Origin of the sequence: Arthrobacter sp. GMC3 (assembly GCF_002929305.1) — a bacterium.
GTDB lineage: Bacteria > Actinomycetota > Actinomycetes > Actinomycetales > Micrococcaceae > Specibacter.
This window is the reverse complement of sequence record NZ_PJIO01000005.1, coordinates 258,364-282,801: the sequence shown is the minus strand read 5'-3', so window position 1 is coordinate 282,801 and position 24,438 is coordinate 258,364. Positions and strand designations below refer to the sequence as shown.

At 60.2% G+C, this 24,438-nt stretch carries 21 protein-coding genes and 1 riboswitch; of the genes, 14 read left to right on the top strand and 7 right to left on the bottom strand.

The annotated features are described in order from the left end of the window. Positions 1 to 15: 15 nt before the first annotated feature. Complete coding sequence (locus CXQ94_RS11115; RefSeq protein ID WP_104089912.1) at positions 16 to 507, bottom strand: DUF1269 domain-containing protein; 492 nt, start codon at positions 505 to 507, stop codon at positions 16 to 18. Positions 508 to 1,103: 596 nt separating this feature from the next. Between CXQ94_RS11115 and CXQ94_RS11110 the strand changes: the two genes are divergently transcribed. Both CXQ94_RS11110 and CXQ94_RS11105 read left to right on the top strand, forming a co-directional pair. Then, positions 1,104 to 2,000, top strand: coding sequence for an arginase family protein (locus tag CXQ94_RS11110; RefSeq protein WP_104089909.1), 897 nt, complete (start codon positions 1,104 to 1,106; stop codon positions 1,998 to 2,000). Between the two features lie 214 nt (positions 2,001 to 2,214). Beyond that, the gene (locus tag CXQ94_RS11105) at positions 2,215 to 2,793 is read left to right on the top strand and encodes a dihydrofolate reductase family protein (RefSeq protein WP_104089906.1); all 579 of its coding nucleotides are present in this window, start codon (positions 2,215 to 2,217) and stop codon (positions 2,791 to 2,793) included. A 139-nt stretch (positions 2,794 to 2,932) separates the two neighbouring features. On the opposite strand, the gene CXQ94_RS11100 is transcribed toward CXQ94_RS11105, so the two are convergent. Genes CXQ94_RS11100 through CXQ94_RS11090 form a run of 3 tightly spaced genes read right to left on the bottom strand, consistent with a single transcriptional unit; the run spans position 2,933 to position 6,699 of the window. Then, positions 2,933 to 3,352 carry a DUF6262 family protein gene (locus tag CXQ94_RS11100; protein WP_104089903.1) on the bottom strand — a complete coding sequence of 140 codons (420 nt, stop codon included), beginning with the start codon at positions 3,350 to 3,352 and terminating at the stop codon, positions 2,933 to 2,935. Continuing rightward, positions 3,342 to 5,492, bottom strand: coding sequence for a tyrosine-type recombinase/integrase (locus tag CXQ94_RS11095; RefSeq protein ID WP_104089901.1), 2,151 nt, complete (start codon positions 5,490 to 5,492; stop codon positions 3,342 to 3,344). Before CXQ94_RS11095 ends, CXQ94_RS11100 begins: the two co-directional genes overlap by 11 nt. Beyond that, positions 5,479 to 6,699 carry a tyrosine-type recombinase/integrase gene (locus CXQ94_RS11090; protein ID WP_219817028.1) on the bottom strand — a complete coding sequence of 407 codons (1,221 nt, stop codon included), beginning with the start codon at positions 6,697 to 6,699 and terminating at the stop codon, positions 5,479 to 5,481. Before CXQ94_RS11090 ends, CXQ94_RS11095 begins: the two co-directional genes overlap by 14 nt. Before the next feature lie 137 nt (positions 6,700 to 6,836). On the opposite strand from CXQ94_RS11090, the gene CXQ94_RS11085 reads away from it, so the two are divergent. Both CXQ94_RS11085 and CXQ94_RS11080 read left to right on the top strand, forming a co-directional pair. Further along, positions 6,837 to 7,199 carry a LexA family transcriptional regulator gene (locus CXQ94_RS11085; protein ID WP_104089898.1) on the top strand — a complete coding sequence of 121 codons (363 nt, stop codon included), beginning with the start codon at positions 6,837 to 6,839 and terminating at the stop codon, positions 7,197 to 7,199. A gap of 35 nt (positions 7,200 to 7,234) precedes the next feature. Continuing rightward, positions 7,235 to 7,741: an NUDIX domain-containing protein gene (locus CXQ94_RS11080; RefSeq protein WP_104089895.1), complete on the top strand. Its 507-nt coding sequence runs from the start codon at positions 7,235 to 7,237 to the stop codon at positions 7,739 to 7,741. Positions 7,742 to 7,815: 74 nt separating this feature from the next. Here the strand turns inward: CXQ94_RS11080 and CXQ94_RS11075 are convergent, their stop codons facing one another. Together CXQ94_RS11075 and CXQ94_RS11070 are read right to left on the bottom strand one after the other, a co-directional pair. Continuing rightward, on the bottom strand, positions 7,816 to 8,595 hold the full coding sequence (locus tag CXQ94_RS11075; protein ID WP_104089893.1) for a type 1 glutamine amidotransferase domain-containing protein: 780 nt from the start codon (positions 8,593 to 8,595) through the stop codon (positions 7,816 to 7,818). Between the two features lie 109 nt (positions 8,596 to 8,704). Continuing rightward, positions 8,705 to 9,496: an SDR family NAD(P)-dependent oxidoreductase gene (locus CXQ94_RS11070; protein ID WP_104089890.1), complete on the bottom strand. Its 792-nt coding sequence runs from the start codon at positions 9,494 to 9,496 to the stop codon at positions 8,705 to 8,707. Positions 9,497 to 9,632: 136 nt separating this feature from the next. On the opposite strand from CXQ94_RS11070, the gene CXQ94_RS11065 reads away from it, so the two are divergent. The 7 genes from CXQ94_RS11065 to CXQ94_RS11035 all read left to right on the top strand — a co-directional run bounded on the left by CXQ94_RS11065 (position 9,633) and on the right by CXQ94_RS11035 (position 18,430). Then, positions 9,633 to 11,516, top strand: coding sequence for a BTAD domain-containing putative transcriptional regulator (locus CXQ94_RS11065; RefSeq protein ID WP_104089888.1), 1,884 nt, complete (start codon positions 9,633 to 9,635; stop codon positions 11,514 to 11,516). A 127-nt stretch (positions 11,517 to 11,643) separates the two neighbouring features. After that, a complete protein-coding gene (locus tag CXQ94_RS11060; protein ID WP_104089886.1) occupies positions 11,644 to 12,513 on the top strand; it encodes an alpha/beta fold hydrolase in 870 nt (289 codons plus the stop codon). 129 nt (positions 12,514 to 12,642) lie between these two features. Then, positions 12,643 to 13,323 (top strand): hypothetical protein, encoded by a 681-nt coding sequence (locus CXQ94_RS11055; protein WP_146070280.1) that lies wholly within the window; start codon positions 12,643 to 12,645, stop codon positions 13,321 to 13,323. A 95-nt stretch (positions 13,324 to 13,418) separates the two neighbouring features. Beyond that, entirely contained in the window at positions 13,419 to 14,036 is a 618-nt protein-coding gene (locus CXQ94_RS11050; protein WP_104089882.1) for a hypothetical protein, read from the top strand. 119 nt (positions 14,037 to 14,155) lie between these two features. Then, the gene (locus CXQ94_RS11045) at positions 14,156 to 14,797 is read left to right on the top strand and encodes a PadR family transcriptional regulator (protein WP_104089880.1); all 642 of its coding nucleotides are present in this window, start codon (positions 14,156 to 14,158) and stop codon (positions 14,795 to 14,797) included. Continuing rightward, positions 14,794 to 15,519, top strand: coding sequence for an ABC transporter ATP-binding protein (locus CXQ94_RS11040; RefSeq protein WP_104089878.1), 726 nt, complete (start codon positions 14,794 to 14,796; stop codon positions 15,517 to 15,519). The genes CXQ94_RS11045 and CXQ94_RS11040 overlap by 4 nt, the downstream gene beginning before the upstream one ends. 106 nt (positions 15,520 to 15,625) lie before the next feature. Then, complete coding sequence (locus CXQ94_RS11035) at positions 15,626 to 18,430, top strand: FtsX-like permease family protein (RefSeq protein ID WP_181034172.1); 2,805 nt, start codon at positions 15,626 to 15,628, stop codon at positions 18,428 to 18,430. 15 nt (positions 18,431 to 18,445) lie between these two features. Here CXQ94_RS11035 and CXQ94_RS11030 read toward each other — a convergent pair whose 3' ends face one another. Then, positions 18,446 to 19,093 carry a uridine kinase gene (locus tag CXQ94_RS11030; RefSeq protein WP_258067012.1) on the bottom strand — a complete coding sequence of 216 codons (648 nt, stop codon included), beginning with the start codon at positions 19,091 to 19,093 and terminating at the stop codon, positions 18,446 to 18,448. Positions 19,094 to 19,247: 154 nt separating this feature from the next. Next, a riboswitch (M-box (ykoK) riboswitch) is annotated at positions 19,248 to 19,416 on the top strand. A gap of 233 nt (positions 19,417 to 19,649) precedes the next feature. Here CXQ94_RS11030 and CXQ94_RS11025 point away from each other — a divergent pair. The 3 genes from CXQ94_RS11025 to CXQ94_RS11015 all read left to right on the top strand — a co-directional run bounded on the left by CXQ94_RS11025 (position 19,650) and on the right by CXQ94_RS11015 (position 24,413). Then, positions 19,650 to 21,389: an ABC transporter permease subunit gene (locus CXQ94_RS11025; protein ID WP_104089872.1), complete on the top strand. Its 1,740-nt coding sequence runs from the start codon at positions 19,650 to 19,652 to the stop codon at positions 21,387 to 21,389. 19 nt (positions 21,390 to 21,408) lie between these two features. After that, on the top strand, positions 21,409 to 22,743 hold the full coding sequence (locus CXQ94_RS11020) for a nitrate/sulfonate/bicarbonate ABC transporter ATP-binding protein (protein ID WP_104089870.1): 1,335 nt from the start codon (positions 21,409 to 21,411) through the stop codon (positions 22,741 to 22,743). Between the two features lie 716 nt (positions 22,744 to 23,459). After that, positions 23,460 to 24,413 carry a hypothetical protein gene (locus CXQ94_RS11015; protein WP_104089868.1) on the top strand — a complete coding sequence of 318 codons (954 nt, stop codon included), beginning with the start codon at positions 23,460 to 23,462 and terminating at the stop codon, positions 24,411 to 24,413. Positions 24,414 to 24,438: the final 25 nt, after the last annotated feature.

The window sequence follows — 24,438 nt, the reverse complement described above, 5'->3', positions numbered from 1 at the left end:
CAATGCGGGTCTGGGTTACTTACCCTTGAGGTCGTGGATGAGTTCTTGCTCTTGTTCGGCGGACAATGATGTCTGCACGACCGTCCCGTTGTAAGGTGCTAGAGCTGCCGCAAACTTGTCCTCGGTGAGCTTCACCGCATAGATCACGACCGCTGATTTGCCGGCAGTGACCGTCGATTTCACACGGCCCCGGAACTGCTCATCGAGTCCAGTCTTGTCGAGCCCGGAGAACAGGGCACCGAACAGGCCCCCAAAGACCAGTCCCGCGAAAGGCACGAAGAACAAAATGCCGATGAGAGTACCGAAAAGCGCACCATGTGCGACCCCGACGCCGATCTTGCCGGTGGCTCCCGGATACTCCACCTTCGTCCGACCTTCGCTGTCGACTTTGACGAGCGCGAGCCCCGACAATTCAACGATGAGGTCCTTCTGCAGCTGCTGCACTACTTCGTAAGCGTCTTCTGCTTCCTGTTCGGAGTCGAAAGCGATAACTATCAGATCAGCCATGAGGGATTCCTGCCTTCTCCATTGGGCCGCCCACAGCACACCCTCCCGGGACAGCAATTGTGATGCGTCACCCACTGTTGGATGGCATAATACAGACAATAGATGCAGCTCTTTGACAAAGCAACGAAATACTCAAGGTCATTTCCTGCAGCGAAATCCGATACGCAAAGTCGCTGAATCGATCCACTGAGCGGCCCGAGGGCCAGTACGACCACAGCGATATTCTCAAGAACAGATACCGGACCGTCGTCATCGAACTATTCGGGTTCGATCAATCGCCAGCAGAGATTACTTGGCAAGTGACAACGCAGGAGCACACTTCGAGTCTCCCTGCTAACTTTCTTCGCTACGCAATCGGCCCGTTCGCTAGTATCAACATCGTCGGTGCGGTGCATCGGATTCTTGACACGAGCAAAAAACCCGCGCCACTCAAGGACCAGTCGACTCGACAGGCCAGGCCTAATTGTCAGCTAACCGTTGGCCTGCGGGCACCAAGATTCATCGTTCTGCCACTGTTGACCTTGGCGACTCAACGTCCCGGAGCCGGACCGGTCTACGGGCATGACTAACGCCGACGAATCCGTCAGAATGTAAAGATGATCGCTCTCATCTCGGCTCCCACCAACCTCGGACTGCGTCCGCCCCTACGTGGGAGCGTTCCAGGCACGGACAAGGCTCCCGAGGCATTGCGAGAAGTGGGCCTGTTCCGGGAACTGATCAGCCAAGGAGCCCGGGACGCGGGCATCGTCCTCAGCGGCCGGTACGTCGACGACGACGATACCCGTGCCGACGGACACGTGCGGAATGAGCCGGCGATGGTGAATCATGCGCAACGCCTGGCCTCCCGTCTGACGAGCGTTCTTGACGCGGGCGACATCCCCCTGGTCATCGGAGGTGACTGTAGCGTACTCCTCGGGATCGGTATGGCACTGTCGAGACGCGGCGGGACGGGCTTGGTGCATGTCGACGGTCATACGGATTTCAGGCACCCCGGTAATAGCGACAAATGTGCGAGCGTTGCGGGTGAAGACCTCGCAGCCGCGGTCGGCCTGCACTGGCCAGCAGTCGCGGACATTGACGGTCTCGGCCCATACTTCGACCGGCAGCGCGTTGTGCACATTGGCCACCGCGCGGACGATGAAGAAGCGACCGAAGCGCGCGCCACCCTAGGCCTCGTGATTTCCTCCGCAAGCGCTATCGAGAAAACGCCGGATGAAGTCGGATCTGCCTCCCGCGACGTGGCCAGTGCCGGCTACTGGTTGCAAATCGATGTCGATGTGCTCGATGCAAGCATCATGCCGGCGGTTGACAGTCCCGATCCCGGCGGACTCAACACTTCACAGCTGACGGCATTGCTGGCCCAGCTTGCTCCGGGCGCGATAGGTGCATCGGTAACGGTATTCGATCCTGACCTGGATCCTGATGGACGCTATGCCCGCTTAGTTGCCGACGTCCTCCTGAGAGGGCTCAGTGAACTCGGCAAGGATCTCTAGCCTGGGAGCTGTACCTACTGAGGCCCGGCAGTGCACGCCGACATGTCGTGAACGATCAACGCCCGGATAGGGTTCGGCTTTCGGGCACCGGGGGAGACATTCAGCGCTGCGAAAAGCCACCTTTTATCGCTGCGATCCACATGCTTATTGACCCGGGTTCGACGCTCTTGGCATGCTGAGGGCTACGCGCTCGTCATCTCAGGAACGGACAAGAATGCGAAAACTCGTGTACTACGTGGCTACGACACTTGACGGCTATATCGCTGGCCCTGACGGCGGTGATCCAAGCGGTGCAGACTATTTCCCGCTCACGCCCGATGTCATCCAATTCATCGTCGATCAGTACCCCGAAACCGTCCCTGGGCCTGTGCGTGCTGCAATGGGCATTGTCAACCCCGGCAAGGTATTCGACACCGTATTGGAAGGACGGGCGTCTTACGAGATCGGGCTTGCTGCTGGGCTGACCAACGCGTACCCACACCTTCGTCACCTCGTTTTTTCAACCAAACTGGAAAGCCAGGATCCAGCTGTCGAGATTGTCCGCGACAACGCGATGGAACGCGTGCGCGCGCTTAAAGCCGAGGAAGGCAAAGACCTGTGGCTGGTGGGAGGCGGCAAGCTGGCCCACTCCCTGCTACCAGAAATTGACCGACTCGTACTGAAACAGAACCGATCCGTTATTGGATCTGGAATCCCGCTCTTCAACGGCCCTTTCCAATCCCATATGTTCCAGCCGGTTGAGGAGACTCTGCTCGACTCAGGCGTGCGTGTTCTCACCTACGACCGCGCCTGAACCATTTCTTGGCAGACACCACAAGGGAACGGTAGCCGTTGACTGGGATGCCATCAGCTGTCCCGGTGAAGGTTTCGCTACGGACGTAGGTGGTCTGTGCAGGCGGGTCTGGAACATGGTGGAAGAAGACGGCACCGCGCTAGGAGGGATCAGCTCGGAGTGATCGTTTGAGCCTCAGAATCTCGCCGTGTGCTGCTGACAAGGCGGCTTGTAGTTCGGCAATTTCCTGGCGATTGCTGGCGCGCTCGTGGGCGAGTTTTGCTGTGAGCGTTCGGATGATGTTACTGGTACTTTCAGCTGCAATGTCAGCCTTGGTGCTGATCGTGGATGGCGTGTGCCGGGTGGTCTGTTGGTGGTCGCGTAGCTCCGTGATGCGCGTTCGCAAGTCCAGCATTCGGTAGAGGAAGTCTTTGGACACGCCGGCCTCGGCGGCAACCCTTTCGAAGGTGATGGGTTCATTCTTTCGAATCAGTTGTCGGAGTCCTTGTTCTGCGCGTAGCTGCGCGGCGTCATGTTTGTTGCGCGCAGCTGCGCGCAGGTTTTCTGGGTTACCGACCATGGTTCGGCGCCATCGGATCCGCACTAGCGGGGTAGCTGTCGGATTCGACCCGAGCGGGTACACCTGCAGCTTTTGATGAAGTCACCGAGGGATTATCGATGGCGTCAATGATGACATTGAGCGCCTTCTGTTCGCGGCGACGCAAGGTCAACCAGACATGGTTTTCGCTCATGGGTTCGCCGGTCCTATCTCGGTGGGAATCCTGACGCGTCTCGATCAGGGACTCGAGGGACACTAGCTCGGCTTTATGCACGTCAAGGAAGCGATCATCGGTGACGAAGAGGTCGCAGGTCAGGCAAGCATTGCCTTTCTCGCACGACTTTGAAGGCGGTAGTGTGCACCATCCGTTGGGTAGGACCCGATCCGTATGGGAGTCCAGCAGCATCAGGTCGTAGAGGTCTTCCGCGGCCAAGATCGGCGGTGAAGCAGTGCTGGTGAGCTTTTGATACTTCAAGAATTCAGCTTTTGCTGTTGAATCGAGAGTTTGGGCATAATGCATCGTCATTTCGGGTGAGGTGTGACCCAAGTAGCGCTGAACAACGTGAAGTGGCATACCTGAGTTGAGGAGGTTGGTGGCCTTGGTATGGCGGAACCGGTGGGTCTTGCTGATAGACATTGGATGTCCCTGGCTATCCACAAGACCCGCCAAATTGACGAATTTGTTGAGTTGGCTGCGGAAGATGGTGCCGAGGTAGGGTCGTTGTCCTCGGAGATTATTTTGGGTTCGGACAAACAGGTACGGCGCGGGGTCTTCGGAGGGAGTGGCTGCTAGGCGCTGGTTGAGCCATTCTTGTTGCTCAGCGATGATGGTGATGACTTCGGAGTCGACAAATATTGTGTTGGGGGCCTTGTCGATTTTCGATTGGGCGTAGTGAAGTTTCGCCAATGGCTCGTCGCCAGCTTTGCCCGTCTCGATGATTGTGAGTGGGTTCGCATCCAGCATGCAGATCTCGCTGATACGGCGACCAGTAGCAATCATGAGGAGCAGAATTCGCATGGCTTGCGGATCGCCAAGGCCGCCTTGGTCGCTCGGTGCTCCGAGCAGGTGGGCCTTCGAGGCAATGCGAGATAGGTCATCGTCGCTGAACAGGTGCTCGACGCCGGCATGCGACTTGGAAGTCTTCCCGAGATCTCCCGGTCGCCAGAATCGGAGGTACTCGGGCCCCAACCCCTCCCAACGAGGCTCGTCAACGGCTTTGGCTGCTTCATTGCCGAAATCGTGCATGAAACCGTACAGTGTTCGGACCGTGGTGAACACGTGCGAGATTGACGTCATAGAGCGTCTTGGCCCCGCCACGCCGTGTGCTCTGGGCGGAAGCGTTCGAATGGTTGTCAGGAAGTCCATCATGAGTGGGCGAAGGTCTTCTTCGTTGGCCACCAGACGTGGCGTCGTGATGCCCTGTTGAGTGAGGTACTGGCCGAATTCTCTGAAACTGTCTTTGTATTGATGCGCCGTTGACCACGAGATCTGTCCTGAATCCATCAAAGAGCGGACGAGATACATGCCAGCTGACCTAAGCCAGTATGGTTCGATCGTGTGCCAGTGGATGGCTCGTTGCCCGTTGGGCTCTTCACCACGTCTAGGAATTCGTTGATCCAGGGTAAGGCTCCATATCTCCCGCTGCCACCATGGGTTGGTGTCGTAGGCAAACCAGAGCAACTTGTATACGCGGCATAGTGCAGAGAACGGGGTCGTGACTGATGATTGACTGGGAAGCTGACCAGTGCGCCTGGCAAAGGTGACCTCCAACTCTTTGCGCCACTGATCCAGCGTCAGAGTCATGAGGCTTTGTTGAGGGCGCCCTGACGTTCGAAGCCGCTCAAGGGTGGGGCCGAGCTCGCGGACCAGGATGCCCAGCGCACTTGTAGGGATTCGGCCCCCAATTTCGATGATGCGCCACACTGCGAAGATTATTTCGCGTCTAAACGTGACGGGCATGTCTTCGAGTCGCAGCACAGTGACCTTGTTATTGAATCCAAAGAACGGCCAATACTCTGCCGGGATCACGGCCTTCGAATAATGTAAGACCTGCAGGTCTTCCGGCACTACGTCCAGGAGTCGCTCATTGACGGAGGTCGAGAATGGATCGGCGTTGATCTCTCGCAGGTGGGTGTAGAGATTTGCATCAGCTGGTTTCATGGACGGCCCGCCATTTTCTCGTCAAGGTTTTCCAATCAGCCAGGGCTTTCAATTCCTCATCTTCAGTCACCCAGGCGTAGGTATTGAGGGTGGTTTGGACATCTCGATGTCCGAGCCGGCGGCTCACAACGTGGATCGGGCTGCCGGTCAGCAAAAGGGCCGTGGCGTGAGTGTGCCGAAACCAGTGAGGGGACCACCCTTGCGGCAGTTTCGAAACATTGGCTCGGCTGATTCGTGCCACGAGTTTGTAGATCGTCTCCGGACGAATCGGCCCAAAACGATTGGAGCCGTGAAGGTTAACGAAGACGTAGGCCTCATCCATGCGCGGCGTAACTAGGTCCATGCCCAGGTCGCAAAGCTGCCATAGGTGTTCTGCGTAGAGCTGGTCGAGATCGTCAGAAATATAGAGCTTCCTATAGTTTCCGCCTTTGACCCTTGCCCCATGTGGGTGCGGCCTTGGTACGACCTCAAGGTAAGGATTCTCGCCACCGCCGCTATGCCAGTCGCGGTGCTGCAATGACAAGGCCTCGCCTATCCTCAAGCCGGTTTCTTCCAAAAGGTTGAAGAATAGACGATCCCTTAACACGCCCTCCCATGCGCGAACTCGTGAATCGAAGGTGGCGCACGTGTCCTTGATGAGTGCGATCTGAGTCGGTGTCAGGGTAGGGGCTGCTTTTCGTCGTTGACGAACTCTCACGGTAGCTCGCTGATTGGAGCCGTTTCGGTGCGTGTGATGGAGAAACGATTTGTAGGGCGGTCCGAATTGTGAAGACGAAGAAAGAGCTGGCAATATCTGCAGCCCGCGCCATTGATGGAAGACGTAGAACGAACGCACGGACTGGAGCCGTAGCGCCACGGTTGCATCCGATAACTGCTCGGGACGGTCCGTGCCAATGACTGACATATCTGGAGGTAACCCCGTACGAAGCCAGCCCAGGAAGCCTGTGAGATCCTCAAACCGGATCGCGTCCCACTGCCTGTCCCGGAGATCCAAGAAACGCCACCACTTTCCTAGGCCTGTTGCGTATGCCCGCACGGTATTGGGGGAGCTACCGGTTTGCCGAAGAAATTCCAGGTAGTCCTCTATAGGGCCGATCGGCAGAAGATCCGGGCCAATGACGGTCCACGTGGGATCTTGATCTGCAATCGAAACGCGCTGGATTTTGGGCACTTTCCAGACCTCCTGAGCAGGATTGACATCAAGCATTCCCTGAAATAGCTGGCAAGGCAACCCTTTAGGCGACGGCAGTCGGGCGGTCCTGTCAAAGACGGGTACCAGATAAGATCGTCTTGAAGGCCCAGAGACCGGGAGGTTTCTCCCATAAGGACGTTAAAGAATGACAAATGTTTGGGTTGGATAATCCTGCACGTGACTATTTCAATGGGGGCATCGACCTCAACAAACACCTGATCCGGGACCGCACCTGCACCTTTGTTATGCGTGTCTCGGGGGACTCCATGGCGGGTGCTGGCATCAGCGACGGCGATGAAATCATCGTCGACAGGTCCCTCACGCCCAAGGACGGCTCCGTAGTGGTTGCCGTGGTGGATGGCGAGCTCCTGATCCGTCGGTTGTTAATGCGCGACGCCGGTGCCTCCCTGATGACCGAGCCAGCCAACCAGCCGTCCCCGGCCGCAGGCGGCGGGCAAAGCCTGGAAGGGGGGACCGTGTGGGGCATTGTGACGCGGTGCCTTCACCACGTTTAGCAAGTGGGACTCCATCATAGGAGGGACATTTAGAGATGGTAGAAAGATTCACATTGACCCCGGTTAGCTACGTTATCCTCCGGCGTGGGGACTCTGTTTTGCTCCAGCTACGCCAAGGAACCGGGGCTATGAATGGTCAGTGGTCGGCCGCTGCGGCAGGCCACGTTGAGGCCCATGAATCTGTGAGCGAAGCAGCCTCCCGCGAAGTCCGAGAGGAACTTGGCATCGTTGTTGAAGCCCATGATCTGGTTCCCTTGACCACTATGCACCGCACCCAAGGAACCTCACGTGCCCTGGATCAACGCGTTGATTTCTTCTTCACCTGTGAGTCCTGGGCGGGCAATCCCAAAATCGTGGAACGAGACAAGTCGGCTGGCTTGGAGTGGTTCAAACTTGATGACCTGCCCGAGACCCTCGTTCCCCACGAACGGTACGTCTTGGAGCGTCTCAAAACAGGGCTGGCGCCTATCGTCAATTTTGGCTTTACCAACCTCAAAACGAGGGAACAGTTCCAAGACGACCAACACCGGCTACCCACATAGCTGGACCTTTACCGCCGAACTCAACGGCCGCCTCATTGTTGGGGCGGCCGTTGAGTGTCAATTCCCGATCGGTGCTAGTGCTCCGAGTCTGCCGCCGCCTTCTTCTTGGCGTTTTTCTCGGCGTCTTTCACTGCACGCAGGGCCTCCGCCTCGTGTTGCTCTTCAGCCTTTTCGTGGTGGATGACCTCCGCGAAGAGCTTCTCCATCTCCTTGGCCACGCCGGCGGCCGAGGCCGGATTCTGCCCGGTCACCAGCCTGCCGTCCACCACCACCTTCTCCTCAAAGGCGTCAGCGCAGACGTGGGTCGCACCCTGCTCCACAAGCCGGTCCGCCAGGAAGAACGGGATAACTTTGTCTTTCCCCGCCGCAACCTCCTCGTCGTTGGTGAAGGCAGCCACATTGCGGCCCTGGACGATCCCGAGCCCGTTCTTCAATTTCACGTTCAGCAGGCCGGCCGGTCCGTGGCAGACCGCGCCCACTAGACCGCCGGCGTTGTAAACGCTGGCCACTAGCTTCTGCAGGCCCTCACTGTCCGGGAAGTCCCACATGGTGCCGTGCCCTCCCACCAGGTAAACGGCGTCGTACTGCTCGGGATCGACGACGTCGACACGGGCGGTGTTATAGAGGCCGGCGCGGGTTGCCTCGTCCTGGGTGAAGGCAACTTGGATGGGATCGTGTGTGTCCACCTCGTCGTGGGGTGGTTGGCCGCCCTTGATCGAGGCGAAGTCGACAAAATGCCCGGAATCTTTGAAGACTTTCCAAGGGTGCGCAGCCTCGGCCACGTTGTAGCCGGTCTTCTCTCCTGTATCGCCGATCTCGGAAACGCTGGTCAGTATCATGAGGATTTTCTTCATGAAGTGCTCCTATCGTCCAATTTCCACACTAGGCCAGTGCCAGAGAACCCACCACCCCTGCGCGGCACCGCTCGCCCAGACGTGCGCCATACTTCTCTACCCGGTTGGCCTAGAACAGGGCCGTCAGAACACCTCCGTCGACCCGCACCGCTGACCCATTCGTTGCTGAGGCGCCACGGCTTGCCAAGAAAGTCACCATGTTCGCGATCTCGCTCGGCTCGATGAATCGTTCTAGCAGTGAGGTTTGGTTCGTGGCGATGATCGCCTTTTTCATATCGGCTACCGAAAGGGCCGATTGCTCAGCAAGCTCCTCAACGGTTTGAGCAACACCGTCTGAGTAAGTGGGGCCACCGAGTACCGAGTTCACAGTCACGCCCGTGCCCTTGGTGAGCTTTGCCAAGCCGTTGCCAACGGCGACCATCGCCGTCTTTGACGCACCGTAATGGATCATGTCGGCCGGGATGCTGACGCCCGATTCACTGCTCACGAAAATGATCCGGCCCCACCCTCGATCCAGCATTGCCGGCATGGTCCGTTTGGCGAGTCGCACCCCGCTGAGTACATTCACCTCAAAGTACATCCGCCAGTCGTCATCCGAAATGAGTTCAAATGGTTTCAACTCGAAGAGCCCTACGTTGTTGACGAGGATGTCGACGTCGGCAAGGTCGGCACACAGTCGCTCTACTTGGGTGGGGTCAGAGAAATCGGCGGCGAGGCCAGTAACGGAGGCCCCGGGTACCTCTCGTCGCAGCGACTCAACTGCCGCGGCAAGCTTCACGGCGTCACGCCCATTGAGTGTCACATCCACACCCTCGCCGGCCAACGTTTTCGCGATTGCGTAGCCGATACCTTGGGTTGACCCGCTAACGAACGCCTTTTTGCCGCTGATCTTCAAGTCCATTTTTTCTCCCTCTGGCCGCGTACCGAAAAGGCGGCATCTTCCGCGGCGGGTAATTCCAGCGCGGGTTCAATGTGAGAATCCCACACCTGAATCAGCCCCCGATCAGCTGGCCCCGCCTACGACTTAGACTGAGCGGGTGAGTAAGCTGCGAATCCGCGTTCTAGGTCCGATCGGTGCGGAGATCGACGGCGGTCCGCTTCATCTTTCCAAAGCACGACACCGTGAGATCTTGGGCATTCTGGTGGCAGCTCACGGCAGGACGGTGTCAACGGGCAGGCTGGTTGATGAGTTGTGGGAGGACGCCCCGGCAGGCGCGGTGGGTGCCGTTCGCACCTTTATCGGTGAGTTGCGCCGGATCCTCGAGCCGGAGCGTCCGGCTCGCACGCCCCCAGCCAACCTCGTCACCGTGGGCGACGGCTATGCCCTCAAACTCCCGGTGACCGGCGTCGACCTCTGGAGGGTCGAGCAGGCTATCCAGTCCGCGGATGGACAGAGCACGGAGGCCCGGGAAGCACTGTTGACGGCGGCGCTTCAGGAGTGGCGCGGAGCCGCTTTCGAGGAGTTCAGCACGCGTCCCTGGGCCAAGAGTGAAAGGGCACGGGGTGCTGAGCTCCGGGCCAGTTTGGTCGAGCGGCTAGCTGAAATCCGGCTTGCGATGGGCAGGCCGAAGGACGTCATTGCGCTGCTCGACACTCACATCAGTGAACATCCTTGGCGAGAGGACGGCTGGCGGTTACTCGCACTGGCACTCTATCGGTCCGCGCGCCAGGGGGATGCTCTTGCCGTACTCGCTCAGGCCCGCTCCACCCTTATGCAGGATCTCGGGCTGGCTCCCAGTGGTCAACTGACTGAGCTCGAGCGCGGCATCCTGGGTCACGATCCTTCACTGGATCTCGACGACGACGGCGACTCGATCCTGTTTCGAACCGTCACCGCCACTGCGCGTACCGGTGCGCGGGCTCAGCTCGAAAGCGTCACCGTTCTCCTTCCGCTCCTCGCGGTGTCCGGCGCGGTCCAGTTCGCGGCTGATCAACGAATGTCTGCGATAGCCGCTGCCGAGCAGTTCGGCGACCCGGAACTACTGGCGCGCGTCATCGGTGGATTCGATGTGCCCGGCAGCTGGAGTCGATCGGACGATCCGGAGCAGTCGGCAGCAATCGTCGACGCAGCTTTGCGGACCATCACGGCACTGCCTCTGGAGACTTCAGACCGGGTACGGGCGAGGCTGCTCGCCACCGTTGCCATGGAATCACGTGGCACCGCCAACCGACTCATTGAGGCCGCCGAAGCTGAACGGATCGCCCGGCGACTCACGGATCCCGCTCTGCTGTGCTTCGCGCTCAGCGCCCGCTACCTGCAGACTTTTGAGACGACAGGTAAGGCCGCATCACGCGAAATAATCGGTTCCGAGATCATTGATCTGGCAGTGGCGGCGGAGTTGTCGACCTTCGAAATTCAAGGGCGGTTGATCAGGATGCAGGCCCTGTGCGCCTTGGATGACATCATCGCTGCCTCGGGGGAGGCCGACCGGATCGACATACTTGCAGCCCGTTTCGATCGACCCCTGGCGACCGTCTTCACCACCTGGTTCCGTTGGGCCTTCCTGCAGGGACCATCGCCGCAGGAAGGCAGTGAAATGCCCGGATTCAGGGTCGGCCTGCGCGAATTGACGCAACTTACGGCTGCCGTTCGGGCCGGCATGGAGCTTCCCGACGGACAATTTGGCCCTTACGAACCGTGGGTGCGCCCCCTCCTTCTTGCCCGGAGCGGAAGCCAAGAGGAAGCCACCGCAGCTCTCGACACCGTTGCCGATCCGCCACGTGATCTGATGCTCGAGGTCTCATGGTTCCTCATCGGACTTGCTGCGATTGACTGTGGAAACCGGGGCGCCGGACGCCGTGCGTACGACGCGCTGCTGCCAGCGTCAGGAGAACGTGCCGGCGGCAGCGGGGCTGTTGACCTCGGACCAACCTCAACGCTACTGACCGAACTTGCCCAGTTATGCGGGATTGAGGATTGAGGCCAAGTCGAATATCTGGTGAGGGCGGCCATGATCCACGCCCGGAACTGTCACTGCTTCTTCGATGGTGCGGCACGGGCTCGCACCCATGGCTTCGCGTGTTTCTGCGGTGCAGCATGATTGGACAATGTTCGAGAATTTCGTGGTCGAGGACGTTGCCGTTGGTGATGCGGTATTGCACGTTCGGCATGGAGGTGACGGGCCCTCGATTTTGCTCCTTCATGGGCACCCGCGCACTGGGGCGACGTGGCACAAGGTGGCCCCGCAGCTGATCCAGGCGGGTTTCACGGTGGTATGTCCGGATCTTCGCGGATACGGTCGCTCGACTGGACCGGAGCCGACGGCGGACCACATCAATCATTCAAAGCGAGCCGTCGCCGGGGACATGGCGCAACTGATGACGGCCCTCAGCCATGAGCGCTTCCACCTCGTTGGCCATGACCGCGGAAGCTATGTTGATCTTCGGCTTGCACTGGACCATGAGAGTCGTCTCGACCACGTCGCCTTGCTGGATTGCATACCCATGAGCGAGCATCTTTCCCCTGCCGATGCCCGTTTCGCCACGATGTGGTGGCACTGGTTTTTCTATGCGCAACCTGACATCCCCGAACGCGTCATCAATGCGGACCCGGACAGTTGGTACCGCGGCGACCCTTCAGTGATGGGATCCGGGAACTATGCAGAGTGGCACGAGACCATCCATAAGCCGAAGGTCGTGCGAGCGATGCTCGAGGACTACAGGGCCGGACTCACCATCGACCGCGCCCACGAAGAAACCGACCAAGCTGCCGGGAGGCGCCTTGCTACGCCCCTACTGGTGCTGTGGTCCCTGCGGGACGACCTGCAGCAGCTCTACAGCGATCCAGTCAAGATCTGGGAAAACTGGGCTCACGACGTGAGAGGACACGGCATCGATTCAGGGCACCACATGGACGAAGAAGCGCCTGATCTTTTGACAAAGTCACTGACTGACTTCCTCCCAACAAAGCCGATCTAGTGCCCGCCAGCCGATCGTTAAAGGGACACCCAAATCCGGTGCGCTGTCCTGCCTTCGCTCAGCAAGATGGTCTGGCCGCGGCGCCCGTCGACGCGGCAAGCGTGCCAGATCTCCGTGTAGCATTGCGGCATGAATTTCCTGAGCAAGACGGCTCCTTGGAATAGCCCAGTCGTCAGTTCCATTCCGCTGCCCCCTTTCCGGTCAAACGCCGCGCGCCGACAGTACATGAAGATGCTTCAACTGCACCTTGCTCTGCTCGATGTCGGTGGGCCGGCGTTGCCAACCGTTGCGCTTTCCGCTGCGATCAACCAGATGCACTACCGTAATGACGATTTTTCACCATGGCTCACCAGTCTGGAACTGAGCGTCAGTCTTGATACGTGGTTTCCTGCCCCCTGGACCCCAGAAGCTCTCGCCGCATCATTAGAGAATGCCGGGCGGGATGCCCCTAAAATGACCCGAGGTCGATGGAGTTGGGACTCTGACCCGGTATTCAGCGCCGAGCAAATCAGCGGCGGTGCCTGGAAGATATCAAGGAACGAACGCGGCAGCGTTGCTACAGCTCGCCTCGACGGCGACCGCAATCTCGTGGTGCTACTGATGGACTATTACCGCACCCGCTTCGTACTGCCCTGGGGAGTTGGCTACCAGGGCGATGATCGAGATGCCGCGGCTCTCGCGCCCGCGACACTGGCCGTGTTGCAGGCTGATATCGAGGACGCCCGCTATCCCTATCGCGCGGCCTGGCTTGAGAAACGGAGCGCCTTTCTGACGGGTGGGCGCAAAGCGACAAATGAGGAGACCGACTGATCGCGTTCAGTGACTCCTTCCCGTACCGGGCTTGCCGGTCTGGTTGCCGGACCCGCACACACCAGCACGCCCCGCCATGCCTGTAGATTTGCGCCATGACCTCCACACAAAAGCCGCTGAGACAGCGGTCAACGACCGAACAACGCCTGGATCTGGCTATCGGCGTGATTCTGCTGGTGTCGGCCGGGGCTGCCGTGGGTGGAATGTTTGGTCTTCTGCTGGTGTGGGGCGGGCGCGTCATGCCGGCGTGGGCTGTAGGCGCAACTCTTCTGCTGGTGTCGCTGCTTCTGACGGTCGCCCGATCCATCATCCGCAAACAGCGGAACCGTGCCACGGGGGAGGGGTCGCCCCGGAGGCGTTCGGGATGGTGGACGGCGCTCGCCGTTGTGACCGCTATTTGTGCGGGATTTATTGGATTTCGCGACCTTGCTTTTGATGCCAGCTACCAGGTTTTGCAGCCCTCGGGGCCGGGTTTCTGCCAGGCCGTGGCGCGGGAAGATTCGTTCTTGTTTTCCGGCGGAGGCGAGTTATACAAGGTGGGTTTTGGTGGCATTGGCATGCCCGTCAGCTCCTGGACTGCCGATGACGGCTACCGGCCCATAGAATCAGGCTCATATGACTTCAAATGGACCAGCGACGGCGCTCTCCTGTCGGTGTATGGCAGCGGTGTCGATCCCGTTTGGCCCGAGCTGCATGACTTCGACTGCCGCTAGCTGACACTACTCTCCTTGCCAATTTGCATACTCGGTAGCTAGTCTTGACCATACGCGGTATGCATACCGCCGCAGCGACCGGCCATTGGGGGCGGTCGCGCCGAGCCGGGGGAGTTCTCATGTCGATTCGACACTCGTTGTTGGCGTTGTTGCAGGATGAGCCGCGGTACGGCTATCAGCTGCGGGGCGAGTTTGAGCAGCGAACAGGCTCCACCTGGCCACTGAACATTGGTCAGGTTTACACCACCCTTGACCGCCTGGAGCGGGATGCTCTGGTGGAAAAGGATGGGGACGACGGCGAGGGCCACGTCATCTACAGCATCACCGACGCGGGGCGCGCCGAGGTGATGGGCTGGTTTGCCGCCCCTGTTGCCGCCACGAATCCGCCTCGGAATGAGCTGGCTATCAAGCTGGCGCTGGCCATGACTCTGGACGGCGTTGATGTAGCCGCTGTCATCCAAGCCCAGCGTACGGCGTCGATGCGGCTATTGCAGGACTACACCCGCCAACGGCGCACGGCCGCGACCAATGCTGGGACCGGGCTGTCCGGCACCCAGGCAACGGGGGACGCCACTGACGCGGCCTGGCTGTTGGTGCTGGATTCGCTGATCTTTTCCACGGAGGCGGAGGTGCGCTGGCTGGACCACTGCGAGGGCTGGATGGCCCAACGTGCTGTGGCCGCCCGAAAAAACGCCAAGGCCAGCACGGAAACACCACTATCACAGCCAAAGGCGTCGACCGTCAGGGCGGTGTCGAAGTGAGCAACGAGGTCCTGCAGCTAGCTGGCGTGAGCCGCACCTACGGCGAGGGCGCTACCGAAGTGGCAGCACTGCGCAACGTGAATCTAACAATCAATGCGGGCGAGTTTGTCGCCGTCATGGGCCCGTCCGGATCTGGCAAGTCGTCGCTGCTAACCCTCGCCGGTGGACTAGACAAAGCCACCTCCGGTGAGGTTTTTGTAGAGGGCACCCCGCTTGGCGGCTTGAGCGTGAATGAGCTGGCCCGGCTGCGGCGCCGCGCTGTGGGGTACGTGTTCCAGGATTTCAACCTGGTGCCCACCTTGACGGCCGCCGAGAACGTGGCATTGCCGCGTGAACTCGACGGTATCCCTGCCCGCAAGGCCCGCCGGCAGGCCAAAGATGCGTTGCGACTGGTGGGAATAGAGGACTTGGCGGACAGGTTCATGGACCAAATGTCCGGCGGTCAACAGCAGCGTGTGGCTATTGCCCGCGCCATTGTGGGCGACCGGCGCTTGATCTTGGCGGATGAACCCACCGGCGCCCTTGACTCGGCCACCGGGGATGGGATCTTGGAGGTGCTGCGGAACAGAGCGGACGCAGGTGCCGCCGTCGTGCTGGTGACACACGAGGCCAGGCATGCAGGCTGGGCTGACAGGGTGGTGTTCTCGAAGGATGGGCGCATTGTTGACGAGGCCGCCGCACAGCATGACCCCTCGGTGTTACTGACCGGCTTGGGGCGCTGAGATGGCCCTGGATTTGGCTCCCGTTAAAGGAGGAAAACGACACCGCCTACGGCTTGCCCTGACCATGGCCTGGCGCGACATTCGCCGCCACAAGGGGCGTTCGGCCTTGATCATTTCTTTGATCGCGCTGCCCATCTTTGCCATGTCCTTGGCCGCGACCCTGGGGTTGAGCATGCTCGCCACCCCGGCGGAAACCGTGGCCATGGAACTGGGACAGACCCAGGGCAGGATCGGCACCATGTACGCGCAGAATGGCCTGTCCCAGCAGGGCCCCCGAGGCGATCTGGGACCCCAGCACTCCGAAGGTGAACCGGACCCAAATTTCACTTCCCCCAATCTGGCCAGCATGGTCCCGGCCGGGTACCAGGCACTGCCGTGGCGATCCTTTAATCTCACCGTTCCAGTGGGTGCGGCGAATGTGGTTTTGCCGAATGTGGCCGCCGACGTGCTCAACCCGGCGTTCGAGGGCAAGTACACCCTGCTGGACGGGCATGCACCAACTTCGGCCAACGAGGCACTCGGGTCACCTGGGCTCCTTGATCGTTTTGGCTTGACGATGGGTGAGAAACTGACGACGTCGGCGGGGGCGTTCGCGATCGTCGGGACCATCCGGGATCACGGCTCCGACGACGACGTCAGCCGGGTGTATTTGAAGCAGGAGCAGATTCCGGTTCCCCTCGCGGACCACCCTGACCAGGAGAACATCTATTTGCTCGGTGAAAAGCCGCTGACCTGGGCCGATGCAAACGCCTTCAACGCCAAGGCTGTCATCCTGACCTCTCGCAATCTGCTCCTGGATCCGCCATCAATGGCAGAGATCGGTCCACACGCCAAGGACTTGACCGCAGATGCCCGCCTGGACAGCCTGGGCTCCTCAGCGCTGGCAGCTAGCCTGTTTGGGGTCCTGGCACTTTTGGAGGTCGGATTGCTGGCAGGCGCAGCCTTCGCCGTGGGTGCCAGAAAGCAGCAACGTGACCTGGCCTTGCTGGCAGCTTCCGGGGCGGAAAGCAGCATGGTCCGGACCACTGTTACAGCCAGCGGGCTATGGCTGGGACTGGCCGGAGGCGTTGTGGGGGCAGTACTAGGCAGCATCGCCGCCGCCGTGGGGGTTGTGGTGATGCAATCCCAAGGCATCTCCAGGTTCCCTGGTGTCCACATCATGTGGCCTGTGGCGCTGGGGCTCGTTGTGGTTGGTGTTGCGGCAGGGTTGGTGGCGGCCATGGTTCCCGCGAGGGCTGTGGCCAAACAAGCCACCCTCGCCGCTTTGAAGTCCGGGCGCACGGCAGATGCCCCCTCGAAATGGACCGCCCGCATCGGGCTGGCCCTGCTGGTTCTGGCAACAGTTGTGATGGCAGCAGCCAGCCTGATTACCTGGGTAAGCAACGGCACTGACTCCGCCTACACGTGGACGTCACTGACCACCAGCCTAGTCATCGCCGGGGCCGTCATGCTGGTCTTCGCACTGATTTGTCTCACCGGGTCCATCATCAAGCTGATAACAGCCAAAACCTCGTGGCTGCCTATCCCCTTGCGTCTGGCATCCCGGGATGCAGCCCGAAACCGCGGCCGAACCGTCCCCGCGGTAGCCGCGGTCCTGGCCGCCGCTACGCTTTCTGGCGCGCTCATGGTGGTCACAGCCAGCATCATGGCCCAAGACAATGAGAATTATCAATGGCGCTACAACATCAACCAAACCGGCATTCCGCTGGAGTACACCAGCTACACACAAACATCGGCTGGGCCAGGCACCACAAATCTCAGCGATCCAAAAACGTCCCGCATCAATCCAGCTAAATTGAGTCTCGCGCTCAAGGGTGCCTTGGGGCAGGACACCCTGACCCAGGTCCTTCGCGGAGCACCCGGAACCAGCCCGTGCCACCGGCTCCTGGAACAGGCGCAAGCGGCCGGTCTGGAAAAGCCTGCTGAGCCTTGCTATGGCTGGGCCCTGGCGGAACCAGCCGCCAACCGCTGTGAAATGGCCGCCGACTACAAGCCCAAGGACCTCAAGGACTTCCGCTGCAAGGGATCCATGAGCAACAACGGGTTCGGGGGAGACGTCCCCTCCATCGTGGTGGGCGGGGAGAGCGAACTGGCGGCCCTTCTTGGACGCGCTCCCAGCAGTGCCGCATCACAGGTCTTGCGCGAGGACGGGATAGTCATTACTAACAGAATCTATCTCAACGAGGACCACACGGCGTCGGTCATCACCTACGATCCCACCGACCCACTGAGCTATGCGGCAACCCAGCCAGGAGACGACGGTAAATTCTTCATGCGGCCCAGCCTGGTGGCGGCAAGTACCCAGAAACTGGCCGCTGTGGTGGACGCCCCGGACAAACCGCTGGACTTCTACGGAGTGGTTTCGCCAGCCGCCGCCGCCAAGTTGGGCATCCCCGTTGATGATCGGCTCATGCTCGTCACCGTCCCGCAAGCGCTCACACCGGCCCAAAAGGACAATCTGCAGGGCACACTGGCTTCATTCATGGGACAGAGCTATGGGATACAGATTCAAAATGGACCCGCCGCCAATATCACCATGATCTTGTGGATGGTGGTCGTCGGTGCCGCACTCGTCACGCTCAGCGCCGCCGGCATCACCGCAGGCCTGGCACTGGCCGACGGACGCAATGATCATGCCACCCTGGCCAGTGTGGGAGCCGACCCCCGGCTGCGCAAGGCGCTGTCGGCGTCGCAGACACTCATGACGGCATTCCTTGGTACAGTTTTGGGCCTGTTCGCCGGGGCCGTGCCGATCGTCGTCCTACTTTCCCTTTCACGCGGCACACCAATCGTTGTGCCCTGGCTGCAATTTAGCGTCCTGTTGATCCTTGTGCCCCTCTTCGGAGCGGCCGCCGCCTGGATGTTTACCAGGGGAAAGCTGCCCATGAGCCGGAGGCAGACGCTGGCATAAACGGACGCCCAATTGCTACCGGAGATGTGAAACCATGTGCGGCCTGATGACAATCGGTGACGTGAAATCGGTATTGTCCACGACGAACGTGGCTCGTTCCCAGGGGCGGGCGGCCTCGAAATAGAGTCGCTGCCCGTCCACGTATCGGAGCATCGTGGGGTGCCCCGGGTCGGGATTGCTGCCGTTGCGAACCGCCATTCGTGCCGCGGTTTCAGTAAAAGGAACGTCAAGGAATACTGAGGCATCCCAGTAGCAGGCGAGCTCGTCGCGGTGCAGAAACATGCCTTCCACAAGGATTAGTGCATTTGGGGGAGCGAATTCGGACTCAACTTGTGCAGTTTGCTCGGCTCCGTGGTCATAGAATGCTGGCGAGTACCAGCCGTCCCCGTTCGGACCGAGTGGTGCGAGCAATAGATCCTGCAGAGCTGCATAGTTGTAGGTGTCCTCCCAGAAGCCCCGCGCCGAGTTGCGTCCCTTTGCATGCCTGATCAGTGGGGGATTCAGAAAGTCGTCTGCGTGAATGACGATCACCGGCCGATCCCGGATCTCGAGAATCAGGTTGGCGGCGAAGGAAGTCTTGCCACTGCCATCGACGCCGTCCACCGCTATTAGCCGGCGTCCGGGGCCCATGGTCCTGATAATGTCGATCGCCAGTGACCTCATGAAATCTTCCATAGTGCCATGCTCCCAGAAGCTGCCCTGCCCAACGTCAAATAGGATCAACCTGCACCGCAGGGGCGCCGTTGCGCGAGCATTGACAATGATTCTATGCACCCCAGTTGACGGATGACCTCTGAGGGTCTAACTTCAAATTGTTGCAACACCTTGTTCGGTGAGGCTTCTGCATGGACACAGGCCACTGACCTTCCCTGTCGAAAGACACCCCAGGTCAGGACAGGTCTCCCCGGATTAAGGGGTGACCCCAAGTGGCTACCCTCAACGGGATTACGCCGTGCAGTGCCAAAGCTCTGACGAGGAGGTGTTCGCCGTCGGCAGTTGACTTTTTGTCCCTGATTCCGGCGCCCCCTGCGTTGCTTCGCTGACATGACGAACGCGCTGTGGCTTGGACCGCAGCATAGACGCTAAGGAGGTGAGGGTAATGAAACCTGGCCCGCATTCGAGCTACACCTCAACTAACCTCACTTCCGGCAGTCTCCCCTCACCACCGCACTAGACGGCTTCGTGAAGACTGGCGGGCACTATTTGTGCGGAGTTCTTCATGCCTGCTATTCGTACCCTTCCCGGCGCTGGAATCCTGCGCCGCCCAACACTGAACTGGATTGACGTCCTCGTTGGCGGCGCCGTCGTTGTGCTGCTTTATGTGCTGGTGCGCCTCGGCCCCGGGCTGAACGCGCCCTTCAACATTGCCAACGCGCCGACGTCGATCTCCACCGACCCGGCCCACCTTCCCTACTATGCGGCACGCTCCCTGCTGCGAATGTTCATTGCCCTGGCCGCCAGTGTGGTGTTCACCTTCGTCTACGCCATTGCCGCCGCCCGGCTTCGCAGGGCCGAGAAAGTGCTCCTGCCACTGCTGGATATCCTCCAGTCGGTGCCCATCCTGGGCTTCCTGTCCGTCACCGTGACCGGCTTCATCGCTTTGTTCCCGCATTCAACGCTCGGGCTGGAGTGCGCGGCCATCTTCGCCATCTTCACCTCGCAGGCCTGGAACATGACCTTCGCGTTCTACTACGCCCTTATCAGCCAGCCCCGCGAACTGGACGAAGCCGTACGGCTCATGCGCCTCACCAAATGGCAACGCTTCTGGACACTAGACGTACCAGCCGGCATGATCCCGCTGGTGTGGAACGGCATGATGAGCTTCGGCGGCGGCTGGTTCTTCCTGGCCGCTTCGGAAGCCATCTCCGTCAACAACCACGACTACGCCCTGCCCGGCGTTGGTGCCTACGTGGCAGCCGCCGTCGAGCAGGGCCAGCTGGGCCGGGTCTGGTGGGCCATCCTGACCATGGCCATCATGGTGATTGGCGTGAACTTCCTGTTTTGGCGTCCCCTGGTGGCCTGGGCCGAGAAGTTCCGGCAGGAGGACACCGTGGCCGCGGAGCGCCCGCGCAGCATAGTCCTAGACATGCTGCGGCGGTCATCCATTCCGCACGTGGTCTCGCGCGGACTGCGGCCAATCGGCAAGTTCCTAGATTCGGTGACGCGCCCCTTCGGGCTGGCCGAACACCCGCTGCACACCCCGGCCTCGGTGCGGCGCAGTGGTGACGCCGCGTTCGCCGTCGTGGTTGGCGCGGTGGTCCTCTTGGGCATCTACCAGGCGTTCACCTTCATTCAACACACGGTGGGTCTTGCTGCATTCGCCGAGGCATTCGGACTGGGCGCGCTCACCTTTGGCCGAGTCCTGGTCATCCTGGTCGCCGCCACCATCGTGTGGGTTCCCGTGGGTGTCTGGATCGGCATGAACCCGAAAATCAGCAGGCTCGCACAACCAATTGTCCAACTGCTTGCGAGCTTCCCGGCCAATTTCCTCTTCCCGTTCGCTATTGCCTTCTTCGTGTTCTCCGGCATCTCGCTGAACTTGGGCGGGATCGTCTTGATGTCCCTGGGTGCGCAGTGGTACATCCTGTTCAACGTGATCGCCGGTGCCAGCGCCATCCCCACGGACCTGCGCCTGGCCATGGACAGCATGCGCGTGACGCGGTGGCAGCGGTGGCGGAAACTGATCCTGCCGGCCATCTTCCCGTCCTACGTTACGGGCGGCATCACGGCCGCCGGCGGGGCCTGGAACGCGGCAATCGTGGCTGAGATCGTCACCTACAACCACCAGACACTTACCGCATCCGGACTCGGCGCCTACATCACCGAAGCCACCGCCAGCGGCGACTTCGGCAAGGTCCTGGTGGGCGTCATCGTCATGTCCGTCTACGTGGTCGGGCTCAACCGACTCTTCTGGCGCCGCCTGTACAAGCTCGCCGAAACCCGCTTCTCGCTTAGCTGATTCCCTCAAGGAGGAAACCATGAACACTACCCCCAACACCTTGATCGATGCCCGCAATGTGGGCATGGACTTTGCGACCGACGGCGGCCACCTCACCGTCCTTGACGACGTCACCTTGCGCGTCAACGAGGGCGAAATCGTGGCCCTGCTAGGGCGCAGCGGCTCCGGCAAGAGCACACTGCTGCGCTGCATCGCCGGGCTTGCCTCACCCACCAGCGGCACCGTGTCCTACAAGGGCGAGATCCTCAACGGCGCCAATCCCGGCGTCGCCATGGTCTTTCAGTCCTTTGCCCTGCTGCCGTGGCTCACCGTGCAGGAAAACGTTGAACTCGGGCTGCAGGCACGGGCAGTTCCGGCACCCGAACGGCGCGAACGGGCCCTGCGCGCCATCGACATGATCGGCCTGGACGGATTCGAAACCGCCTACCCCAAGGAGCTCTCCGGCGGCATGCGTCAAAGGGTCGGGTTCGCCCGGGCCCTGGTGGTGGAGCCGGACCTGTTACTCATGGACGAGCCGTTCTCGGCCCTGGACGTCCTGACCAGCGAGAACCTGCGTGGAGAGCTGATCCGGCTCTGGAACGACGGCACATTCCCCACCCGCAGTGCCTTGATCGTCACCCACAACATCGAGGAAGCCATTCAACTGGCGGACCGGGTGCTGGTGCTGGATTCAAATCCCGGCCGGATCAAGGCCGAACTGTCCATCGACCTGGCGCATCCGCGGGATCGTCGCAGCCCCGCCTTTGAGTCGTTGGTGGACCAGGTTTATGGCATCCTGACGGGGCAGCCGTCAGCGGCCCGCACCATTGCGCCGGCCGCACCCTTCGGCGTCGAACTTGGCGAAGGCCAGGCTCCTCTTCCCAAGGCCAGCACCGGCGAGCTCGGCGGCCTGCTGGAACTCCTGAACGCCCACGGAGGCAATGAGGGTCTGGCCGAAATCGCCGACCAGCTCCGCTACGAACTCGATGACCTGCTCCCACTTGTTGACGCTGCCCAACTCCTCAAACTCGCCTACCCTCAGGACGGCCGCCTGCGGCTCAGCGAGCAGGGCCGCCGCTACGCGGTGTCGGACGTGTTGCGCGCCAAGGAGCAGTTTGCCACGCTGGCCGTGGAGCAGGCGCCGTTGGTGCGAAGCATTGTGCGCCAGCTGCGGCACAGCGACGACGGCGTCCTCAGGTCAGAGACGCTGCTCGCCGAACTGCGGCGCGGCTACAGCGAGGAGGACGCGCACCAGCAATTGGAGACAGCCATCGATTGGGGTCGCTACGGCGAACTTTACGAGTACGACGCCGATTCCGAGCGGCTCTTGCTGCCCACCCACCCCGATGCCGCCATGGCCGGTCAGACTGGGTAGCTAGGCTTTGACCGCGCCGAGCGGCAATGAGAACCCTGCGCCTTCGAGGAGGAAGATCCACACCCAAGTGGAGCTGTGGCAGCGATGATGAGACTGCCTGGACTTATGAGGCGCGGCTGCGGTCAGTGCGTGGTCCATGTAGATGAATGGTCGCCATGGGAATGCGACTTCCGAGTCGATGGACGAGCCGGCGAGGAATATCGTGATTAATCACGCCCTCGCCAGACTGAAAGGACGTGACAACGGTCAGGAACTTGCGCCGCGTGATCCCGAGGAACGCCAATCGACCCCTGCCGCGCCTGATATCCACCGCGATAAATGCGAACGCAATACTCGCATATTATGCGCCTATTTAAAATAGGTAGAAAGTAATAGAAGTATTTGAAATGCTAATTATATTTCATACCGATCTTTGGTCGTATTTCTGTCAATAAAAGACCCCTATTGGGGGTGCGTTGGTATCTTTCCAGGGCCCTTGGATGCCTGATTTTGTGGGGAATTTGTGTTCTTTGATCGGCGCAGTGAGAGCGCAAATGAGTCCTATGAAACAGTTGCGCATTTCTATGGCAAAAATGGAAAACTAATAGTTGAATTCAATTGTCACTATTTTGATTCGGCCAGTTTCGGGGCAGGGAATCGCGTTATCTAGCATGTGATGTCCCTAGATTTCTTGATATTCGCGCCGGTCGCCGTACAGAAATGGAAACGCAACTTTAATGTCGAATCGCCGTTTAACCACTCTCGTCACCACCGCACTGGGAGCGTCCTTGTTCGCTCTCTCCGTCGCGACCGCAGGACCTGCCTCCGCAGCAGATGATCCGATCGCTATCCCTGATGTTGCTCTTAAGGCCTGTCTGAATGAGATGTTGGGCCAGGGGGCCGCTGACGATATTCGGCCAAGCCAGGTCAGTGATCCCGCTCTGCAACTTCAAGTCTCGTGTAGCAATCGTGGGATTACAGACCTCACCGGCATCGAGCATCTTACCGGGGCCAGAACAATCAGCCTTGACCACAACAACATCAGCGATGTGACGCCATTGGGCGCCCTTGGCCGCAACTTCACGGGACTCGGCCAGACGTTGAGTGACTTCCACATCGAGAACAACCACGTCACGAACCTCAGCGCAATGAAGGACCTGATTGTCAGGTATTACTTCTTCGCCGAACCGCAAGACGCCGTCCTAGCGTCCGCAGTGAGGTCCATCGCTGTGCCGAACCCGCTCACCAATCAGGATGGGTCCGCCATCGTCCCCACCTCAGCCGATCCAGGATTCACATACAACGCGGCGACAAACACCTTCATGTTCTCTACACCGGGAGCTAAGACGCTGACCTGGTCGACCCTGCTAACGCCGGGAAGCAGGGAATATCCCGAGACTTACAGCTCATCGGGCACCCTCACTATCCTTGTCACGTTGCCGGAGATCCCTACGGAGACCGCATCCGCAACTCCGACGGACACCAACACTGCGACGCAAACACCTGGCCCAACCGAAACCACAGCCGCAGCAGTGGCAGCGATAACCCCGCTCACTTCGGACACACAGGAATTGGCGGCGACAGGATTCGGCGTCAACAGGCTCGGAATCGGCGCCGGCATGATCGTACTTCTAGGCGCCGGATTTGCCATCATTGGGACCACTCACCGTCGACAAACCGCCAAGCACTAGTCGGACCATCAGGAGCCGGGAGGGC

What these genes read in the sequence shown, in the direction of transcription:
- CXQ94_RS11115 (WP_104089912.1), bottom strand. Translation starts at nt 507, where the DNA reads ATGGCTGATCTGATAGTTATCGCTTTCGACTCCGAACAGGAAGCAGAA.
- CXQ94_RS11110 (WP_104089909.1), top strand. Translation starts at nt 1,104, where the DNA reads ATGATCGCTCTCATCTCGGCTCCCACCAACCTCGGACTGCGTCCGCCC.
- CXQ94_RS11105 (WP_104089906.1), top strand. Translation starts at nt 2,215, where the DNA reads ATGCGAAAACTCGTGTACTACGTGGCTACGACACTTGACGGCTATATC.
- CXQ94_RS11100 (WP_104089903.1), bottom strand. Translation starts at nt 3,352, where the DNA reads ATGGTCGGTAACCCAGAAAACCTGCGCGCAGCTGCGCGCAACAAACAT.
- CXQ94_RS11095 (WP_104089901.1), bottom strand. Translation starts at nt 5,492, where the DNA reads ATGAAACCAGCTGATGCAAATCTCTACACCCACCTGCGAGAGATCAAC.
- CXQ94_RS11090 (WP_219817028.1), bottom strand. Translation starts at nt 6,699, where the DNA reads ATGCTTGATGTCAATCCTGCTCAGGAGGTCTGGAAAGTGCCCAAAATC.
- CXQ94_RS11085 (WP_104089898.1), top strand. Translation starts at nt 6,837, where the DNA reads ATGTTTGGGTTGGATAATCCTGCACGTGACTATTTCAATGGGGGCATC.
- CXQ94_RS11080 (WP_104089895.1), top strand. Translation starts at nt 7,235, where the DNA reads ATGGTAGAAAGATTCACATTGACCCCGGTTAGCTACGTTATCCTCCGG.
- CXQ94_RS11075 (WP_104089893.1), bottom strand. Translation starts at nt 8,595, where the DNA reads ATGAAGAAAATCCTCATGATACTGACCAGCGTTTCCGAGATCGGCGAT.
- CXQ94_RS11070 (WP_104089890.1), bottom strand. Translation starts at nt 9,496, where the DNA reads ATGGACTTGAAGATCAGCGGCAAAAAGGCGTTCGTTAGCGGGTCAACC.
- CXQ94_RS11060 (WP_104089886.1), top strand. Translation starts at nt 11,644, where the DNA reads ATGTTCGAGAATTTCGTGGTCGAGGACGTTGCCGTTGGTGATGCGGTA.
- CXQ94_RS11055 (WP_146070280.1), top strand. Translation starts at nt 12,643, where the DNA reads ATGAATTTCCTGAGCAAGACGGCTCCTTGGAATAGCCCAGTCGTCAGT.
- CXQ94_RS11050 (WP_104089882.1), top strand. Translation starts at nt 13,419, where the DNA reads ATGACCTCCACACAAAAGCCGCTGAGACAGCGGTCAACGACCGAACAA.
- CXQ94_RS11045 (WP_104089880.1), top strand. Translation starts at nt 14,156, where the DNA reads ATGTCGATTCGACACTCGTTGTTGGCGTTGTTGCAGGATGAGCCGCGG.
- CXQ94_RS11030 (WP_258067012.1), bottom strand. Translation starts at nt 19,093, where the DNA reads ATGAGGTCACTGGCGATCGACATTATCAGGACCATGGGCCCCGGACGC.
- CXQ94_RS11025 (WP_104089872.1), top strand. Translation starts at nt 19,650, where the DNA reads ATGCCTGCTATTCGTACCCTTCCCGGCGCTGGAATCCTGCGCCGCCCA.
- CXQ94_RS11020 (WP_104089870.1), top strand. Translation starts at nt 21,409, where the DNA reads ATGAACACTACCCCCAACACCTTGATCGATGCCCGCAATGTGGGCATG.
- CXQ94_RS11015 (WP_104089868.1), top strand. Translation starts at nt 23,460, where the DNA reads ATGTCGAATCGCCGTTTAACCACTCTCGTCACCACCGCACTGGGAGCG.